Below are 20,085 nucleotides of genomic sequence, written 5' to 3'. Positions count from 1 at the left end.
TAGAGGTAAGTTATTACATTTCAAAATTATCGCATTTTGAAAGCAAGCATGAAATAACTAACAAGGAATAGTCGTGTATAAAACCTACCAACACAAAGATATTACCGCATCAGAAATAACATTAAACAGTATATTAGAAGTTATCGTGGAAGGCGTATGGGATTGGAATGCCAATACCGGTCATGTTACGCGCAGTCCGGGCTGGTATCATATGTTAGGCTACGAAATTGGAGCTCTGAAAGAAGATGTTTTCACCTGGGAAAATATTATCCACCCAGAAGATTATTCAAGAGTCGTGGAACTCTTTGAAAATTACACTGCTGGAAATGTCGATTGCTATCAAGTTGAATACCGCTGTAAAAAATCAGATGGCAGCTATTTGTGGGTAGCAGACCGAGGCATGATCACCGCAAGAAATTCTGATGGTAGTGTTGCCCGAATGATCGGCGCACATAACAATATCCATCAACAAGTTCTCGCACAAACCGACCTAGTAAAACAAAATAAATTTTTACAGGAAGGTAATTTGTCGTTAGAGAAAATAATTGCACAAAAAACCTGCGAGTTAGAAAAACAAAATCAACAATTAGAAAAGAAAATCATTGAAGTCGAGTCGATTTCTAATTTAGACCCGCTAACGCAAGTCGCCAATCGCAAATGTTTTGAAGCCGAATTAAGCAAAGAGATTATGCGCGCTAATCGTTATCACCATCCTTTAGCGCTATCGATTTTTGACATTGATAAATTTAAAGAAATTAACGATGAATATGGCCATAAGGTTGGAGATAATATTCTTTGCAGCATCTGCCAACTGGTTAAAGACAACATTAGAGATGTTGATTTACTCGCCCGTTGGGGAGGCGATGAATTTGTTATTATTTTTCCTGAGCTATCACAACAGCAAGCCCATAAAACCAGCGAAAAGCTACGAGCAATTATCAGTGAACATAAAACCACGCCAATTATTTCAGTAACTTGTAGTTTTGGTGTCGCTCAGTATCAAGTTGGAGATACCATAAACGACTTATTTCAACGAGTCGATAACTTACTTTATATTTCAAAAGAGCAAGGTCGGAATAAAGTTTATTCTTAATATCACCTGCGGATAACAAAACTGACATTAAGTTATTCATAATTGAAAAAGCATAAAAAAGTAATTTATGTTTATCTCATACTATTTTCTACGACGGCTGTTTCTAAAAACGCTGTCAACTGTTACAGTGCTTGGCATAAACCAAGGCCTTGTTCGACTCTTAATAAATAATAACAATTAACATGCTACAAATTAAACCTTTACCAACCCAAGTGGTGCATATTCTTAGCCCGATCATTGTGCTTGTTTGCGCTTTCTTAGCTTTTGTTTTTGATGAGCAAGTCGCTGATTTTCTCATTTATAACCGCACATTGGTTACTCAAGGGGAATATTGGCGCTATCTTACGGGTCATTTCCTGCATACCAATGGCAATCATTTTATGCTTAATGCTGCCGCCGTTGTGCTACTTTGGGCGTTGCATGGCCAATATTATAATCACGTAAACTTTTCGATGATTTTCATTATCAGCGCCCTAACCTGTGGCTTTGGCATTCATTGGTTCTCACTCGATATTACACTTTATGTCGGTTTATCTGGGGTATTACACGGTTTCTTTGTTTGGGGAGCTTTAATGGACATCAAACATCGAGAAAAAACCGGCTACTTATTGCTGATTGGCGTGATCTTAAAAATTGCTCATGAACAACTTTACGGCGCTAGTGCCGATGTCGAAGCATTTATCAATTCAAGTGTTGCCACCGATGCCCATATGTTTGGCGCTATCGGCGGTTTATTAACATTTTCTATCTGTTACCTTATCAACAAAAAAGCCAAAGCTTAATTTAATAACGCTGTGCTAGTCTTTGTTTTGTTGATAGGGGTACAATTTATCTAAAGCAACAGATAAACCATTGTCTTGAATAATACGCACATGATGGCGTTCAAGCTTTCGGGCGTGTTTAACACCACAAGAGTGCGCTAATAAGCCAACACCGTACTGAATGTATTTATGATAATTGGCAACTCGCTCCGCTTTATCGGTTGGATCTAATCCTTGCTGAAGTTTCGGGTTATGCGTAGTAATACCTGTTGGGCAAGTATCTTTGTTACATTGCAGTGCTTGAATACAGCCCAAGGAAAACATAAAGCCTCTGGCAGAATTTACGGCATCTGCGCCAACCGCTAACGCCCAAGCAACTTTTGACGGTGTAATTAATTTACCTGAGCAAATCACTCGCATGCGATCTCGCAAGCCATATTCTCTTAGTAAATTAACCACCAAAGGGAGACTTTCCTTTAATGGCAGTCCAACATAATCCATTAATGGTTGTGGTGCCGCGCCAGTACCGCCATCTGCACTATCTATGGTGATAAAATCAGGGGCAAATTCAGCTCCTTGCAGATTAATTTCTTCAAGCAATGCTTTTAACCATAAAGACTCGCCAATAACCGCTTTAAAACCAACAGGCTTTCCAGTTACGTTTCGAATACGATTAACCATAATTAAAATGTCTTGTACTGATTTAATTTCTGGATGGGCATTCGGGCTAATTGAATCTTGTCCTTGTTCAATGCCGCGTATTTTAGCTATCTCGGCAGTAACTTTTTTACCTGGCAGAATGCCCCCCTTTCCTGGTTTTGCTCCTTGACTCATCTTGATTTCAAACATCTTTATTTGTGGTTTTTCAGCCATTTCAGTTAGCCGTTTATCACACAACTGTCCTTGCTCATCCCTAACACCATATTTGGCAGTACCTATTTGATAAATAATATCAGCGCCACTGGCTAAATGATGTTCACTCACTCCACCTTCCCCTGTATTCATCCAACAGCCAGCTTTTGCTGCACCATGGGAGAGCGCTTTAACAGCCGGTGCTGATAATGCGCCAAAACTCATGGCAGAAATATTAAATAATGAGTCTGTGCTGTAGGGTTCTCGACAACCTTCACCAAAAGTAATGGTACTTGGCGGCACCGCATCTTCTTCTAATGTTGGAAACGCACAATTCATAAACATGATTGTCCCAGTCGGTTCAAGGTTGCGTGTCGAACCAAAGGCAATGGTTCTATCGACATTTTTTGCGGCACGATACACCCAACTCCTTTCCGCTCGATTAAACGGCAACTCTTCCCTATCCATGGCAAAAAAATATTGGCGGAAAAATTCACCTTGCTTCTCAAATAAATATCGAAAACGTCCTATTACCGGATAATTACGTCGTATCGCTTGTTTGTTTTGCGTTATATCAACGATATACATATAAATAATCACCAGCACCGCTAAGCCTAAAAGGAAAATAAATAGTGCAGAAAGTGTTTCTAAGTACCCTAGCATACCCGCCATGTTATCCATGTTTACCTCGTAATCATTATTTTTATATCTGTGGTTAAGTTTCTAGCATAAATTTCAATTCATAGATAAATGACCTGATACTAAGGTTATTATTTCGTCAATAGAGAATATATACCTAATTTCAAGTCAAAACACCGTGAGTTTTGACACGATCACGCTACTGTCATTTGGTATTAAAATTTGGTTTGTAGTTGATGAAATAACTTGCTTAAAGGTGACACATTGACCAATATAAAATTCAAGTTGCGATAATTTTCAGGTAAGGATATTTAAGTGCGCAAAATTAAAAACAACAAACTTGCTAAACTTAAAACGAAAACAATAATTAACGCTATTTTTGCTTTGTCCTTACTGCCGGCAATTTCGGCCAATGCTGAAAAAACCTCGAGTCCAATCATTCACATTGTTACTGAACACTTACCGCCGTATCAGATCGTTTCAGATAACAAACCTATTTTTGGTTTTGCCGTTGATATCATTAAAGAAACCATGGCGCGCAGCCACTTCGCATATTCCTTAAAAAGCTATCCATGGGTACGTTCTTATAAATTGGCGCAAGTAAAAGCTAACCACTGTATTTTTTCTGTTGCACGTTTAAAGTCCCGAGAGCATCTGTTTAAGTGGGTGGGTCCTATATCTCAGGTCAATAACACTGCCATGTGGGCGCAAAAAGATAAAAGAGTTACCGTGACTAATCTTGAAGATGCCAAAAATTATACAATTGCGGTTAACCGTGATGATATTGGCCACACTGGCCTAGTTGAGCGTGGTTTTATTGAAAATAAGCATCTATATGTCTTAGATGATGCAAAATCTTTAGTAAATGTATTGCTGACACGTCCTGAGATCGATTTAATTGTTGCCGATGACAGCACTATCAGCTTTCGGGCAGAATTAGTCGGCGCTAATATTAATGAGTTACAACGGGTGTTTGAAATTCAAGACTTGCCACTAAATTTCTTCTTTGCCTGTAGTAAAAAAACCGCTGATAAAACTATAAGCCACTTAGCTGAACAGTTACAAAGCATACATCAAGATGGTACGTACGATACAATTTGGGAAAAATGGCGCAGTAAACTCATTAGTGCAAAATAGCCATACATCGACGTGCACGAATGCACTAATGCCTCGAAAGACAGGAAGTCTGAGAGAGGCCTGTACAAAAAAGGCCTCAATTGAGGCCTTTTATCATTCACGCTAGAGCAAGTTATAAGGTATTTTCAAACAGCTTATAAATACGACGATACTCATTCAACCATGAACTTGGTTGCACAAAACCATGCGGTTCAACAGGATAAATCGCTGTTTCAAAGTCTTGTTTTTCCAATTCGATTAAACGCTGAACTAAACGCACAGTATCTTGGAAGAACACATTATCATCAATCATAGGTGCATTGATAAGTAATGGTTTCTCTAACCCTTCTGCAAAGTAAATTGGTGAACTGCGCTCATAAGCAATGGCATCATCGCCCGGCATATTTAGAATATTCGAAGTATAACCATGGTTATAGTAAGCCCAATCCGATACTAAACGTAGCGCTGAACCTGACTGAAATAATTCTGGGTCAGTAAACATCGACATTAAAGTTAAGAAACCACCATATGAGCCACCGTAAGTACCGACACGGTTTGCATCAACATTGGCATTCTCTACTAACCATTCAACACCATCGCGCATATCTTGCACTTCAGGCTTACCCATATGACGATAAATTGCTGTACGCCAGTCACGACCATAGCCTTTCGATGCTCGGTAATCCATATCAATCACGACATAGCCTTGTTGTACTAACATGCTATGGAACATATATTCACGAAAGTAACCTGACCAACCCAAATGTGAGTTTTGTAAATAACCTGCACCGTGGCTAAACATCACTGCTTTATTTTTAGCCGTTGTTTGATCGTAATCTTTTGGTAGATAAACTTTTGAATAAATAGGCTGTTCTTGATGAGAAGATTCTATCGCCGCCACATTCGGTGCCGCCCATGGCATAGCGAGAAATTCTTCAGAAACCGTATGAGTTAAACGAATAGCCTCTGTGTTGTTAACAATATCTTTAACATAAAGCTCTGGCGGCATGGTGATTTCAGAGTGTTCAACCAATAATTTCGACTCATCTGGGCTCAATGAATAATCATTCATACCACCTAAATCCGTTAATGCTGTCATCTTGGCAGAATTTACTTCAACTTTATAAATTTCGTAAATACCGGGATGCTTTTTATTAGCCTTAAAGTAAATGCTTTGCTCGTCTTGCGATAGCGTTAAGTCATTGACCTCAAAACGACCTGAGGTTAACGCCTTAGCTTTACCATTTAACGGTTTAACATATAAATGCGCATAACCACTTTCTTCTGACAGGTAATACAAGCTATCAGCATCATTCAACCAGCCTAATTCATTAAAGGTATAGTTGATCCAAGCATCATCGTGTAATCGGTGTTGTGATACTAAGGCTTTCTTTTCAAAATCAACCGTCGATATCCAACGGTCTTTGTTGTCCCAAGCTTCTAGCATAATAGCAACTTGCTCGCCATTTTCTTGCCACTTAATCGGATGCCAAGCTTGTATTACATGAATATTACGCGGTGATTTTTTTGACTTATATTCTCTACCTTCACGCGCATAATTTTCCGCACGAACGTTAGCTAATACATCTTCATCAAAGCCGGGCAAGGTGTCATAGCTAAGCAGTTCTTTCGTGCCTTGCGTTAAATCTAAAATATAAAGTTGCTCAGCATATTGACGATTATTCGCCACACGAGCACGCACTTTTTCAGCTTTAACATGTCCATCATTAGCAATGTAGTTGGGCATAATATCACTGTCAGCACGAGCAGATTTTGCTGGAGCAACACTCACTACCATTTTGTCACCTGCAGGTGAAAGGCTTGCGTGCACTACTCGGTTACCTTTACCAAAATAAAAGTTTGTTTGTGTGACTGTGCTATTTTTTACTCGTAATTGACGCTTTTGTTCTGCGCGTAAGTCTTTATTGCGCTGCTGCAGCGCAACATATTCGATTAGTTCATTTTGCTCTTTAGCTATGTAACTTGTTGGTGCGGCATTAGACTTGCTGCCATCGGTCATTTGTAAATTTGCTAACTCAATAATTTTTTGACTGCCCATATCATGCGCGTAAAAAACATTACCAACACGATAAGCCACATTGCCATTAGTTAAAAACATCACTGACGATTCAACGGCTGAAGTGTAAGTCAGTTGTTGCACTTTTCTTGTTGCTAACTCTTTAACAAATACGTTGCCTTCAAAGGCATAAGCCTCGTGTGTACCTGCGCTATTTAATACCGCATCGCTATCTGCCACCACATGCATTTGTGACAATTTAACTAAGTCACCATTACCTTGACTAGTTATACTTTTTTTAACTAAATCACGTAATGGGTTACCTTCACGCTTTTGCTTATAAAAAACCGTTTCGTTGTCATCTCCCCAGTACCATGATTCAGGTGCACGACCCAACCAGTCTGGATCTGACATGATTTTTTCTAAAGTGATGGTTGTGGTACTTGCTTGCCCAGTTGCAGCCTTTGCTACAACATTACTAGCAATAGGCGTACTATTTTCTAACGCAACTTTTTTTTGTTCCGTCGAGGCACACGCAACTAAAGAAAAACTAATGGCTGCGGCAATTAATTGTATTTTCATAGGATTTTTACTTACTTTGAGTTAGGTAATAAGTTTATTTTTCTAAACAGTTGAATAAGTGTTAATAAATCATTAACAAAGCTAAATTTATTAAATTTCGTAATACTGGCGCCTAGTTATACTAAGCTATGGCTTAGTTTTCAATGAAAGTGTTAAACAACGCGACCAATAACGAGCTTTATGCGATGAAAGCCTTTCTTGCTTAACTTAATGGGCTTAGTATTAATCCCATTTAAAAACTAAGCTTATTAGGGCTTAGCTTTTAACTCTGGTATAATCGCGCGCCGCTTAAATGTGATAATGATCATCAACACCATCGCATTGCGGATAAATGAGCCTCAACCGATGGCATAAAGTGCAAAAAGTCACAGTTTAAAAATCTAATTTAGGTATGGTATGAATTTAGCGTCAACACAAAAAACAACTCCAAAACTATTCGACTACCCGAAATATTGGGCAGAATGCTATGGAACGGCGCCATTTTTACCTATGTCTAGAAAAGAGATGGATGTTCTAGGCTGGGATAGTTGCGATATTATACTCGTCACCGGCGATGCTTACGTTGACCACCCAAGCTTTGGTATGGCGATTATCGGCCGAATGCTTGAAGCACAAGGTTTTCGCGTTGGCATTATTGCGCAACCTGATTGGAAATCAAAAGACGCCTTTATGCAGCTAGGCAAACCAAATCTATTTTTTGGTGTTACTGCTGGCAACATGGATTCAATGATCAACCGTTATACCGCAGAACGTCGTATGCGTCACGATGATGCTTATACACCTAATGATGAAGGTGGCAAACGTCCCGATCGAGCCGTCACCGCTTATACTCAAAAATGTAAAGAAGCCTATAAAGGTGTGCCGATTATAATTGGTGGCATTGAAGCGAGCTTACGTCGTATTGCCCATTACGATTATTGGTCTGACAAAGTACGGCAGTCGGTATTGTTTGACTCAAAAGCCGACTTACTAGTTTATGGTAACGCTGAACGACCGTTAATAGAAATAGCCCATAGAATTGCCAACGGCGAAGAAGCCAAAAACATTACCGATGTGCGCGGTAGTGCATTTTTAACCAACCAAGTTTTACCAAATTGGAAAGGCATTGATTCTCGTAGCATAGACAAGCCAGGGAAAATTGACCCTATCATCAGCCCTTACCAAGAAATTTCAACCAAAACCTGTTCAGATGAAGGCAAAGACGTTACTGGTGACATCGCCAAAGATGTCACTAAAACCGCACAGCCTATTCAGCTCGATGAATATCGAGCAAAAACTTTACAAAATGATAGTTGGGCAGATAAAAAGAAACCTTGGGAAACTACTTATATTAACTTGCCTACTTTTGAACAAGTTCGCGATAACAAGGTACTTTACGCCCATGCCTCGCGTATTTTCCACCAAGAAGTAAACCCGACTTCTGCCAAGCCGCTTGTACAAAAACATGGCAATAGAATGATATGGTTAAATCCACCTGCAACTCCCCTTTCTGAAGCTGAAATGGATGGTGTTTTTGGTTTGCCTTATCAGCGTGTGCCGCACCCATCTTATGGCAAAGCGAAAATTCCAGCTTATGACATGATTAAAACGTCCATCAATATCATGCGTGGCTGTTTCGGTGGCTGTACGTTCTGCTCGATTACTGAGCATGAAGGCCGCATTATTCAAAGCCGCAGCGAAGATTCAATTATCGCCGAAATAGAAGATATCAAAGCTAAAGTACCGGGTTTTACCGGCGTAATTTCTGATCTTGGTGGCCCAACTGCCAACATGTATCAATTGAACTGTAAAAGTGAGAAAGCGGAAGCAACATGTCGTAAGCCATCATGTGTTTGGCCAACTATTTGTGGTCATTTAGATACCGATCACACGCCAACCATCAACTTATACCGCCGAGCGCGCAAAGTTAAAGGCATTAAAAAAATACTAATCGCCTCAGGTGTGCGTTATGACTTAGCAATTCAAGATCCTGAATACGTTAAAGAATTAGCGACTCATCATGTTGGTGGTTATTTAAAAATTGCACCAGAGCATACCGAAGAAGGCCCATTAAATAACATGATGAAACCGGGTATGGGCAGCTACGACAAGTTTAAAGAAATGTTTGACCATTACTCAAAGCTTGCTGGTAAAAAACAGTACTTAATCCCCTATTTCATTTCTGCTCACCCAGGTACCACTGATCTCGATATGATCAACTTAGCCCTGTGGTTAAAGCGTAATGATTTTAAGCTCGATCAAGTGCAAAACTTTTATCCGTCACCGTTAGCCAATGCGACCACGCTTTACCATACTGAAATAAACTCACTAAAAAACGTTAAGAAGAATAGTGACAGTGTGCCAGTACCTAAAGGCACCATTCAACGTCGACTACATAAAGCCATATTGCGTTACCATGATCCAGCAAACTGGCCGATGCTGCGCCAAGCTTTCACCAAAATGGGCTTAGCAAGAAAGTTAATTGGTTCAAAACCGGGCTGTTTAGTGCCGAATGAAACCCGTGGTGAGCAAAACCAACAACATTATAAAAATAATGGTAAAGGTAAGAATAACGCGCAAGGTAATAAAACCTCACCAGGCCAAGAAAAACGTTTTGGTAAAAAACCAGTGACCGCTAAAAAAGCTAAACCGGGTGAGAAAGCGAAACAAGGCTTAACCCGTTTTTCTGACAACCAATTTAATGATAGAAAGCCGAAAAGTCCAATGAAGAAAAAGCGCAGTAACAACCCGCGTTAACATTAATCTTTAAACGTATTTATAGGTAATATTTCCGTACGATTATTCGATTACTTAGACTCACCTTGCAGTAATTAAACAATATAAAAGCATATCTGATAAATAGCTCTGAACTGTTAATTTATTGGCTATGCTGATTATTCAGCTTTAAAAAGCAAAAATTACGCTACTGCGATAAAAAAAGCCGTCGCATTAGTCACAGTTCAAATTCATCCACGAATAAATAATGAGCCGTTGAGGAATAAATTACAGTTTAATAAAACTGCATAAAAACCTTCACAATCATCAAGTAACTTATCACCATAAAATGTACATGTTGAACTTATTACAGCTAACACTTTAGTGGAAATTTATGTTTAATATATGTGAAAAAGTAGATATTGTTGATGCGGTAATTGAAAACTCAGTAGCCTTAAATCAACACCCCTATACCGTTCTAAAATCATCCATACAATCTTTTGACTTATCAGAAGATGAAGCTAATAACCTTTACCTTGAATGCAAATTAATAGTAAAAAGCAGAACAAGAACATTTTCTTGGTGCTTAAACTAAGCCCTAGACAACAAAAACACTAGGTCAACACAATAACGTAAATGATATTAAGTGTTGCAATTCAAATTAGAGTTAGCATCTCATTTTCAATAATTAAAAGTTACTGATTTAAATGTTACGTCGTTAACTGTTCATCAAACACCATCAACTGGACTTTTTCTGTCTAATTTACTCACTAGCAAGATCGTGATTTTCAGTGATACTTCTTCCATTAAGCAAATTTCAGACTTACAGCCCGTTAAAGAAGACATATCTAATTCAACTCTGTATAATCGCGCGCATTATTTTGACTTCGAGTTATGACTTAATTAGCTCGTTAAATTACTCGCTACGGAACTTATATGTTAGCTGCAAACAATATTACCCAACAATTCGGTGCTAAGCCGTTATTTGAAAACATTTCACAGAAATTTGGTGGCGGTAACCGCTATGGTTTAATCGGCGCCAACGGTTGTGGTAAATCTACCTTTATGAAAATTTTAGGTGGCGATTTAGAGCAAACATCAGGCAACGTAAACTTAGACCCTAACGAACGTATTGGTAAGCTTCGTCAAGACCAGTTCGGTTTTGAAGAGTATTCAGTGGTTGATACCGTGATTATGGGTCACACCGAATTATGGGCAGTTAAAGAAGAACGTGACCGTATTTATGCTTTACCAGAAATGAGTGAAGAAGACGGTATGCGTGTTGGCGATTTAGAATCTGAATACGCTGAAATGGACGGTTACAGTGCAGAAAGCCGCGCCGGCGAATTATTAATGGGCGTTGGTATTCCGGTTGAACAACATTACGGTTTAATGAGCGAAGTAGCCCCCGGTTGGAAGCTGCGTGTATTGCTAGCACAAGCGCTATTTTCTGATCCCGATATTTTATTACTTGATGAGCCAACCAACAACTTGGACATTCACACCATTCAATGGTTAGAAGAAACCTTGAACGAGCGTGACTCAACCATGATCATCATCTCGCATGACCGTCACTTTTTAAACAGTGTTTGTACTCATATGGCTGATTTAGATTACGGCGAACTGCGCGTATTCCCGGGTAACTACGACGAATACATGTTGGCGTCTACACAAGCTCGCGCACAATTAATGGCTGACAACGCTAAGAAAAAAGCACAAATTGGTGAGTTACAAGCCTTCGTTGCGCGTTTCTCAGCTAACGCGTCAAAAGCAAAACAAGCAACATCACGTGCTAAGCAAATTGATAAAATTCAATTAGCGGAAGTTAAAGCCTCAAGTCGTGTTAACCCGTTTATTCGTTTTGAGCAAGAGAAGAAATTATTCCGTAATGCCTTAGTGCTTGAAAACATGAATAAAAGCTTCGACGATAACCATGTATTACACAATATGGATTTAATGGTTGAAGTGGGCGAACGCATTGCCATTATCGGTGAAAACGGTATAGGTAAAACTACTTTCTTACGCACTATTATGGGCGAATGCGAATATAAGCCAACCTCGGGTTTATATACTTGGTCTGAGAATGTGAACATTGGTTACTACGCACAAGATCACGCGCATGAATTTGAAAATGACATGACCTTATTCGAGTGGATGAGCCAATGGCGTCAACCAACTGACGACGAGCAAGCGGTTCGTGGTTACTTAGGACGTTTATTATTCTCAGCTGACGATATTAATAAGTCAGTGAAAGTATTATCAGGTGGTGAACAAGGTCGTATGCTATTTGGTAAAATTATGATGCATAAGCCAAATATCTTAGTGATGGATGAACCGACTAACCACATGGACATGGAATCTATTGAGTCTCTAAACATGGCGATGGAACAGTTTGAAGGTACTATTTTATTCGTCAGTCACGACCGTGAATTCGTCTCAAGTTTAGCCACGCGTATTATTGAATTAAAAACCGGCGGCTACACTGACTTTGCCGGCACTTACGACGAATATTTAGCGTCACAAGAATAAGCGCCATTAGTCACACCCTATCAGGTATTACTGCGTAATTTACTCGCGCAGTAATTCCTGAAAATTCATTTCACCGTTAAGGAAATAACGTGCTTAGTTATCGTCACGCCTTTCACGCCGGCAATTTTGCCGATGTATTAAAACATTCAGTACTAACCTTAGTGCTTGAATATATGACCCGCAAAGATAAGGGCTTTTATTATATCGACAGTCATTCTGGCGCAGGCATGTATCAGCTTGAAGACGATTACGCGCAAAAAACCGGTGAATACAAAGACGGTATTGCTAAATTAATTAATAACGAAGATTTGCCCGAGGCATTACAACCGTATATCGATTTAGTAAAAGATATTAATCAAGCAGAGCAAAGCGATGAACTTGCACTTTATCCGGGCTCGCCGGGCATTGCTCGACAATTCACCCGCCGTCAAGACAGCGCACATTTATTTGAGTTGCACCCTGCCGATATTGAGCACTTACAAGCATATAGCCAACGTTGGAATAAGTCTCACGTTAAGCAATCAGACGGTTATCAAGGTGTTTTAGGTTTAGTACCACCACCAAGCAGGCGTGGCGTGGTGTTAATTGACCCACCGTACGAGCTCAAAGAAGATTACTTAAAAGCGGTTCGCACCATTGTTAACGCTTATAAAAAGTTCGCTACTGGCACTTATATTTTATGGTATCCGGTAGTAAAACGTGAACTGGTAGAACAAATGCAAGATGCCTTTACTAAAAGTGACGTGCGTAACTTATTACAAGTGGAATTTTGCCAAAAAGCCGATACATTAGAATACGGCATGACAGGCACTGGCTTATTTATTGTTAACCCGCCATGGCAGTTAAATAGTCAATTAGCAGAAATATTACCTTACTTAAAAGCAAAACTAGGTAGCGTCGACACCAGCTTTACCTTAAAGCAGCTCATTGAGGAGTAATATTGTCGATTTCATTGTTCACGATAACTTACTCTCGATAACCTGAAAGCTTAGCTAAATCGTCATCTGGTGAATACCAGCTGACTTTACTTGCTAAATAAATATGCGCATCAGGGGTTACCGGCGGTTCAGTGTCAAAACAGGCTAAGGCCATTTCCACGGTTTTAGCTTGTTGATTAAACGTAGAGATAAACATTAAGCTTGAGCCACAATGCTGACAAAATTGTCGAACAGTGTCATTTTCCGCCTGGTAACTGCTGAGTTCACTTTCGCCCCTAAGCCAAGTTAAATGCTCAAGCTTTACTTCAACAAAGGTAGAAAACACCGCGCCGTGAAATTTACGACACATTGTGCAATGACAATGTCCTACTAAGGGCTCAAATTCACTTACTGAAAATACGATTTTGCCACACAAGCAACTACCTTGATGTGGCAATGCTGCATTGCTATTAGCTAAACTCATACCTGCTCTCCCAGAATGTTTTATCAGCTATTATGCTATTTTTTTCTCGCTGTTAGACATATCAATATAAACGCTAGTGCCTTGGCCTAACTTGCTTTTTACATGCATCTGCCAATGTTGTTTTTCACTTAATCGACGTACTATGTTCAGCCCCACGCCTGATTTTTCCATGACATTGGTACTTGGAGATTTTTTTCGCTGTTCGCTCATGCCATCTCCGGTATCACGTACAATAAGTTGCTGGTTTTCAAATAAAACACTAACACTACCGTCATGGGTATGTTGCAAGGAATTTCTGATCAAATTGTCCAGCACTATCGCCAAATGCTGCTTTGAACTGACAATGTTAATATTTGCGTCAATATTATTTTGACATTTAACTTCAGCATGTCGTTTAAGGTAATCATGCTTAGCAAAACTTTGGCTGACGAGTTCATGTAAATTAAAACGCTCTGTTGCAATCGCTTGTTCTTCTTCACGACCTAGCAATAAAAAGGTTTCTATCAAGTGGGTCATATCTCTATTGGCTCGACTGATCCGCAAGAGAAATTTATTTAGCCTACCTGACTGTCCTTCTGGTGTCGATAAAGCCAGTTCAACAGCTGCCCGACTACTAGCAACGGGGGTTCTTAGCTCATGACTGACATCACGAGAAAAAGCTTTTTCCCTTTCAACAAAATCATGGGTGCGAATAACAAAGGAGTCGATTCTTTTAGCGAGAAAACCAATTTCATCATTAAAGTATTTTTCTTCACTTTTCAGATAGTTTTGATGATCAACACTATCAACTGAGTTAGCTAAACGGGTTAATGGCGACACCACCATTTTTGCCAAAACAAACCCGATTGCCAATGCTAGCACCATAATAAACACTAATATTTTTAGAAATAATTCTAAAATATAGGCTTCCGAATGATTGTCATAGTTAATAAAATTGCTGACATCAACCATATAGTAAAATTGCTTAGTTTCATTTTGGGGCAAGGCTGACTGCAAAACATGTAGCGTTTTATTATCAGCAATAAACTCATACATGATATAGCCATGCTCGGTAGTAAATCTTGGCCCCGGTACACGAACGTCTTTAAAAGTATTAACCTGGGTAAACTTTGCCCGTGTTTGTGCATCAACAAAATAATTCGCCGCTGCCTTTAAAGCTTGTTGTTCATCACTAACAAAAACATTGGCTGTGGTGACATGGCTAAAAGTGGCGCTTTTTTCATATTCAGCAATTAATTGCGCCGCTTCTTGTGAAATATGCCAATTAAACAATTCATCGGAATTATATTTAACGCCGTAAAATGTTACCCAGCCATAGCCTAAAGTGACGATAATAGAAAAGATGACACAAGCAATAACAATACGAAATCGAATACTTTGTAGTAGTCTCATGAAATACTGAACCCTCGCCCTTTTACTGTTTTAATTAGTGCGCGCTCATACGGTTTATCTATTTTATTTCTTAATTTATAAATATGGCTGCGCAGTGAATCACTATCAGGCAGGTCGTCTCCCCAAACTAAGTGCTCTAGTTCTGCTCTTAAAACCACTTCTGGCGAGCGCTGCATTAAAATGACTAATAATTTGTAAGTATAAGGTGATAGTGCGATTTCATTGCCGGCTCTAATTACTGTTTCTGCTTTTAAATCAACAACCAGATCAGCAAGTGTTATTTTCTGACTAATACCAACATAGCGGTTGTAAATCGCTTCTATTCGCATCAATAATTCGCTGAGATCAAAAGGTTTGACTAGGTAATCATCAGCGCCAACAGCAAACCCTGCTTGTTTATCTTCTAGTGTGTGTCGTGCTGTTAAAAATAGCACAGGCGTATAGTCGTGATACTTTTCTCTTAATGTTTGGCATAAGGTTAAACCATCCATTTTCGGCATAGCAATATCAAAAATATACATATCGTATTTATTGGCTAATGTTGCTTGCAACCCGGAATCACCATTACAGGCCAAGTCACAAATATGCTGCTGCATTTCTAAATAATCGACGATGCTCGCTGCCAAGTCAGTATTATCTTCAACCAATAAAATTCGCATAATTGCTCCGGCACAAAAGTTAATACTATTATAAACATATATTACGTGATCGGAACGTGAACTGAAGTCACGTTCTGTTCACATACTTAGCAGTAAAATACCTTTAATATCTATAATAGCTGTCGCATAAAAGGAAAAAATAATGCGTGTAACTTCTTTTTTTACCATTTGTTTACTCTTGCTTTGTTCGAGTCATTTCGCTTTGGCGCAAGTTGCTAACGTCGAAGTCATCTATAGTAAACAAGAACAAAGTAACCTTGAAATAGAGCTTACTGGTGATGTGGTCGCATTGAACGATGCGCTGTTAACCAGCTTAGAGTCAGGTGTTGTTAAAACTATTTACGTTGATACAGGTGAACGCGTAACCGCAGGACAAGTATTATTAGCGCTTGACGATTCTTTAGCACAAATAGCCCTTACACAAGCAAAAGCGGCACTGCAGTCGGCAACGGTAACCCATCAAGAAAACGTTCGCCTTTACAATGAGATTACCAATTTAGCTAAAAACAAAGTAGTCGCCGAAACGTTACTGGCAGAGAGGAAGTCTAACGTTGCCTACAGTCAATCTTTATTGGCGCAGGCAAAAGCCGCACAAGCCTTGCAACAAGAAACCGTTAATCGCCATATTTTAACCGCACCATTTTCAGGTATTATCGCGCAACGACATATCGATATTGGAGAATGGGTTAACCCACAAAATAGCGTATTACAACTTGTTTCTGATGACGCTTTACGTATTTTTATAGAGATTCCTCAGCAATACTTTGCTCAAGTAAAAAATAGTCAAGCAATTGAAACCATAGTTACCCCTGATAGCCAAGCACAACAGCCATTAAACTTAACACTTTCAACTTATACTGCGGTGTTAGATTCTGTCAGTCGAACTTTTCAAGCGCGCATCGATTTACCCGAAAACACACCGTTAATTTCAGGTATGTCTGCCAATGTGAAGGTGATATTGCCACAGGCAAATAATCAACAAGTTAGCCTGCCAAAAAATGCCTTAAAGCGTCATCCAGATGGTAGCTATAGCGCCTATGCGGTTGAAAATAATAAAGTAAAACGTATCGGCGTGAAGCTGCTACGCAGTAATTTTGACCAAGTTATTGTCCAAGGTCTTGCCGATAACGTTGCTATTATCACCTCAGGTAATGAACTGCTAATTGACGGAAACCCTGTCACCATTAGCAACAATAAAGGAGCTAACTAGTGTTTAAAGCCGTTATCAGTAAAGGAACACTTGTTGCCGTTATTGTTTCTATTATCACTATTTTGGGCATTGTTGCTTCATTAAATATTCCAGTACAAATGATCCCTAATCTTGAGGTGAGTACCATAACCGTTCGTACCGGTTGGGCTGGTGCAACACCACAAGATGTTGAAAAAGAAATACTAATAGAGCAAGAGCGTTATCTGCGCAGCCTGCCTAATTTAAAACGCATGACTTCCTATGCCGAAATGGGCAGTGCAACAGTAGAGCTTGAATTTCCCTTTGGTGTTGAAGTGAACGACGCCATGATCAATGTTAATAATGCCTTGAGCCAAGTTTCCTCCTATCCGGAAAACGTTGACCAACCAAGACTCATTTCAAGTTCATTCTCTAGCAACGCCTTCATGTACTTCTCGTTAAAACCTGAAAAAGGTAATCCGCTAAATTTAGACATGGATTTAATTCGAGACTACGCTGAAGACTTTGTCCGCACCCGCATGGAAAGTGTACCTGGGGTTTCCGAAGTGCGTGTTGGTGGCGGCGCTGCAAGACAAATTCAAATAAAAGTTGATCCTGCCCGCCTAGCACAGCGAGGCATAAGCATCAGTAGCGTGCGAAATGCTATTCGCAATCGTAATAAAGATGCCTCTGCTGGTGATATTGAAAGTGAAAAAGAGCGCTTTTTAATTCGTGTTATTGGTCGCTTTACGACTGTTGAAGAATTAAAAAATGTCATTATTCAGCGTAATAATAACGTGAACATTCTTTTAAAAGATGTCGCAGAAGTTAACCTAGACCACTATGAAACCCGTAGCCTGTCATTTTTAGATGGCGAACGTACCATTAGTTTATCTGTGCGTCGTGAAAGTGGCTCAAACGTACTTGATATTAAAGAAAAAATGCTCGCGATTGTTGAGCGTATTAATAATGATTTATTACAATACAATGGCCTTGAACTAAAGCTAGTAAGTGATGACGTAAAATACGTTAAAAGCTCATTAAGTAATGTTTGGTTTAATTTATTACTCGGTGCCATGCTAGCCACCATCGTTATGTACTACTTTTTACGATCTAGTCGGGTGACATTAATCGGTGTCCTTGGCATTCCTATCTGTACGATAGCGGCGTTTATCGGATTAATGGTTTTCGATCGAACAATTAACGTCATCTCGTTAGCTGGCGTTGCCTTTGCCATCGGCATGACCGTTGATAATACCATTGTGGTACTTGAGAGCATAATGCAAGCGAGAAAGCGCATCAAAAACAACATAGAAGCGGCTATTGTTGGTGTTAAAGATGTTTGGCCAGCGGTATTTGCTTCAACAGCGACCACCATTTTGGTATTTGCGCCAATTCTTTTCGTTGAGCAAGAAGCCGGTCAACTTTATTCAGATATCGCCATTGCCATATCAGCGGCCATTATCGCTTCAATGTTAGTCGCTATTTTTGTCGTGCCGGTTACTATTGCGAATTTTTCTGGCCGAGACAACACAAAACAAAAATCACAACTCCAGCTATCTAAAAAATGGTTACGCTTTGTTGAATTCTTTATTAGCAGTAAAACGCGCGCACGTAGCACAGTAGCAAGCATTGCTATTGTCACCTTAGCGGTTGCCTATTTTTTCATGCCTGCTGCTGAGTATTTACCTGAAGGTGAAGAGCCCAAAGCATTTTCAATGATGATTGCGCCGCCAAGTTATAACTTAAGTGCAATGAAACTTATTGGTGAAGAGCTAAGAGTGTATTTTGATCAATACATTAACGTTGAAAATAGTGATTTTGCCGATGGCACAACAGAAATGCCGCCACTTGCCTACTATTCAATGTCAGTATCGGCGGGAAGAATTTGGTTACTCAGCAGCCCTGTTGACGCGAACAATATTCAAGCAATGATGGACACGATCACCAAGAAATTTAGAAGTTACGAAAACATGCGCGCCTTTTCTTCTCGCGGCTCAATTATTTCTAGCAATGATGGTGGTACGCGTGCGGTTGCGGTTGATATTTCAGGACCAAACTTGGTTGAACTTTATCAAGCAGCTGAAGCGGTTTATCAGCAAGCAAATATATTATTTGATAAACCACAGATAAACTCACAACCTCGCTCACTAAGCCTAAACCAGCCATTAATTGAGGTAAAACCACGCTGGCAACGTTTAGCTGAATTAGGCTTGAGCAATAATGAACTTAGTTATGCTATTTCAGCATTAAGTGACGGTGCCTATGTTGATGAGTTTATTTTAGGTGATGATAAGGTTGATATTTTCATCTTCAGTAAGGCAGGCAATAAGCAAAATATCAAACAACTATCAAACTCGCCGATTACCACGCCAACAGGACAAGTGATGCCATTAAGCGCGCTTGCGGATATGCAGGCAACCTACAGTAGTGATAGTTTACGCCGAGTTGATGGCAATAGAACGGTTTCGGTTTACATTATACCGCCGAGAAAAGTTGCTTTGGAAAAAGCTGAAGAAATGGTACGTACTGAGTTGTTAACGCAACTAAGGCAGCAAGGAAAAATTGCCCAAGGTATTAACCTCACCATCAGTGGCGCTGCCGACCAACTTGAAGCCACCAAGGCATCATTGTCAGTAAACTTTATTATTTCCATTATATTAAGTTACTTAACTTTAGTGGCCATTTTCACCCATTGGCGCTATCCGCTATTTATTCTAACAACAATTCCACTAGGCATGGCAGGCGGGCTAATAGGCCTCATTAGTGTCAATGGCATTAATGCAGCGCTGACAAGCGTTGGCTTGACTGGCATACATCAACCATTAGATATGATCACTATGTTGGGCTTTTTGATCTTACTCGGCACGGTGGTTAATAACCCGATACTCATTGTTGATCAAACAAGAAAAAACATGCAGCAACAAGGCATCAGTGTTGTTAATGCGGTTAAATCTGCGGTAGAAAAACGTTTAATGCCAATTCTGATGTCTACTTCAACCACTGTTTTTGGTTTAGCGCCTTTAGTTCTACTCTCTGGTGACGGCACTGAATTGTACCGTGGTGTGGGTATTATCGTACTTTCAGGTTTGATGTTTTCAACCTTACTTACCTTAACTTTTTTACCCGCTTTACTGGTAAGTGTGCTTAAACCAAAGTCAGCATAAACAATCGCAACTCAA

Annotated in this window: 13 protein-coding genes; 8 read left to right on the top strand and 5 right to left on the bottom strand. The window is 39.7% G+C overall.

Annotated elements, in window-relative coordinates; genetic code table 11:
• Positions 1-73 precede the first annotated feature (73 nt).
• Together AC27JP_RS07210 and rrtA are read left to right on the top strand one after the other, a co-directional pair.
• Positions 74-1,093, top strand: a complete 1,020-nt coding sequence (locus tag AC27JP_RS07210; RefSeq protein WP_487113562.1) for a sensor domain-containing diguanylate cyclase — start codon at positions 74-76, stop codon at positions 1,091-1,093.
• A gap of 182 nt (positions 1,094-1,275) precedes the next feature.
• Complete coding sequence (gene rrtA, locus AC27JP_RS07205; RefSeq protein ID WP_487113560.1) at positions 1,276-1,875, top strand: rhombosortase; 600 nt, start codon at positions 1,276-1,278, stop codon at positions 1,873-1,875.
• A 15-nt stretch (positions 1,876-1,890) separates the two neighbouring features.
• Here the strand turns inward: rrtA and AC27JP_RS07200 are convergent, their stop codons facing one another.
• Positions 1,891-3,378 carry an FMN-binding glutamate synthase family protein gene (locus AC27JP_RS07200; RefSeq protein WP_487114355.1) on the bottom strand — a complete coding sequence of 496 codons (1,488 nt, stop codon included), beginning with the start codon at positions 3,376-3,378 and terminating at the stop codon, positions 1,891-1,893.
• Positions 3,379-3,660: 282 nt separating this feature from the next.
• Here AC27JP_RS07200 and AC27JP_RS07195 point away from each other — a divergent pair, with 282 nt between their 5' ends.
• The gene (locus AC27JP_RS07195) at positions 3,661-4,482 is read left to right on the top strand and encodes a substrate-binding periplasmic protein (protein WP_487113558.1); all 822 of its coding nucleotides are present in this window, start codon (positions 3,661-3,663) and stop codon (positions 4,480-4,482) included.
• Between the two features lie 112 nt (positions 4,483-4,594).
• Here the strand turns inward: AC27JP_RS07195 and AC27JP_RS07190 are convergent, their stop codons facing one another.
• Complete coding sequence (locus AC27JP_RS07190) at positions 4,595-7,060, bottom strand: S9 family peptidase (protein ID WP_487113556.1); 2,466 nt, start codon at positions 7,058-7,060, stop codon at positions 4,595-4,597.
• A gap of 396 nt (positions 7,061-7,456) precedes the next feature.
• On the opposite strand from AC27JP_RS07190, the gene AC27JP_RS07185 reads away from it, so the two are divergent.
• The 3 genes from AC27JP_RS07185 (at position 7,457) to AC27JP_RS07175 (ending at position 13,221) form a co-directional block, all read left to right on the top strand.
• Positions 7,457-9,796, top strand: coding sequence for a YgiQ family radical SAM protein (locus AC27JP_RS07185; RefSeq protein WP_487113554.1), 2,340 nt, complete (start codon positions 7,457-7,459; stop codon positions 9,794-9,796).
• An 894-nt stretch (positions 9,797-10,690) separates the two neighbouring features.
• Positions 10,691-12,283 carry an ABC-F family ATPase gene (locus AC27JP_RS07180; RefSeq protein WP_487113552.1) on the top strand — a complete coding sequence of 531 codons (1,593 nt, stop codon included), beginning with the start codon at positions 10,691-10,693 and terminating at the stop codon, positions 12,281-12,283.
• 89 nt (positions 12,284-12,372) lie between these two features.
• Positions 12,373-13,221, top strand: a complete 849-nt coding sequence (locus tag AC27JP_RS07175) for a 23S rRNA (adenine(2030)-N(6))-methyltransferase RlmJ (protein ID WP_487113550.1) — start codon at positions 12,373-12,375, stop codon at positions 13,219-13,221.
• A 28-nt stretch (positions 13,222-13,249) separates the two neighbouring features.
• Here the strand turns inward: AC27JP_RS07175 and AC27JP_RS07170 are convergent, their stop codons facing one another.
• Genes AC27JP_RS07170 through AC27JP_RS07160 form a run of 3 tightly spaced genes read right to left on the bottom strand, consistent with a single transcriptional unit; the run spans position 13,250 to position 15,735 of the window.
• Positions 13,250-13,684: a GFA family protein gene (locus tag AC27JP_RS07170; protein WP_487113548.1), complete on the bottom strand. Its 435-nt coding sequence runs from the start codon at positions 13,682-13,684 to the stop codon at positions 13,250-13,252.
• Between the two features lie 30 nt (positions 13,685-13,714).
• Positions 13,715-15,076: a sensor histidine kinase gene (locus AC27JP_RS07165; RefSeq protein ID WP_487113547.1), complete on the bottom strand. Its 1,362-nt coding sequence runs from the start codon at positions 15,074-15,076 to the stop codon at positions 13,715-13,717.
• The gene (locus AC27JP_RS07160) at positions 15,073-15,735 is read right to left on the bottom strand and encodes a response regulator transcription factor (protein WP_487113545.1); all 663 of its coding nucleotides are present in this window, start codon (positions 15,733-15,735) and stop codon (positions 15,073-15,075) included. Before AC27JP_RS07160 ends, AC27JP_RS07165 begins: the two co-directional genes overlap by 4 nt.
• A 142-nt stretch (positions 15,736-15,877) precedes the next feature.
• Here AC27JP_RS07160 and AC27JP_RS07155 point away from each other — a divergent pair, with 142 nt between their 5' ends.
• Positions 15,878-16,945, top strand: a complete 1,068-nt coding sequence (locus AC27JP_RS07155) for an efflux RND transporter periplasmic adaptor subunit (RefSeq protein ID WP_487113543.1) — start codon at positions 15,878-15,880, stop codon at positions 16,943-16,945.
• Positions 16,945-20,070, top strand: coding sequence for an efflux RND transporter permease subunit (locus tag AC27JP_RS07150; protein ID WP_487113542.1), 3,126 nt, complete (start codon positions 16,945-16,947; stop codon positions 20,068-20,070). Before AC27JP_RS07155 ends, AC27JP_RS07150 begins: the two co-directional genes overlap by 1 nt.
• The last annotated feature ends 15 nt before the right edge of the window (positions 20,071-20,085 follow it).

The sequence above is a fragment of the Colwellia sp. SU-HH01172 genome, from assembly GCF_057553355.1.
The sequence above is the reverse complement of the archived record's forward strand: the minus strand, read 5'-3'. Positions and strand labels throughout refer to the sequence as shown.

Coding starts and splice junctions, on each gene's coding strand:
- rrtA (WP_487113560.1), top strand. CDS start 1,276: ATGCTACAAATTAAACCTTTACCAACCCAAGTGGTGCATATTCTTAGC.
- AC27JP_RS07200 (WP_487114355.1), bottom strand. CDS start 3,378: ATGGCGGGTATGCTAGGGTACTTAGAAACACTTTCTGCACTATTTATT.
- AC27JP_RS07190 (WP_487113556.1), bottom strand. CDS start 7,060: ATGAAAATACAATTAATTGCCGCAGCCATTAGTTTTTCTTTAGTTGCG.
- AC27JP_RS07185 (WP_487113554.1), top strand. CDS start 7,457: ATGAATTTAGCGTCAACACAAAAAACAACTCCAAAACTATTCGACTAC.
- AC27JP_RS07180 (WP_487113552.1), top strand. CDS start 10,691: ATGTTAGCTGCAAACAATATTACCCAACAATTCGGTGCTAAGCCGTTA.
- AC27JP_RS07170 (WP_487113548.1), bottom strand. CDS start 13,684: ATGAGTTTAGCTAATAGCAATGCAGCATTGCCACATCAAGGTAGTTGC.
- AC27JP_RS07165 (WP_487113547.1), bottom strand. CDS start 15,076: ATGAGACTACTACAAAGTATTCGATTTCGTATTGTTATTGCTTGTGTC.
- AC27JP_RS07160 (WP_487113545.1), bottom strand. CDS start 15,735: ATGCGAATTTTATTGGTTGAAGATAATACTGACTTGGCAGCGAGCATC.
- AC27JP_RS07155 (WP_487113543.1), top strand. CDS start 15,878: ATGCGTGTAACTTCTTTTTTTACCATTTGTTTACTCTTGCTTTGTTCG.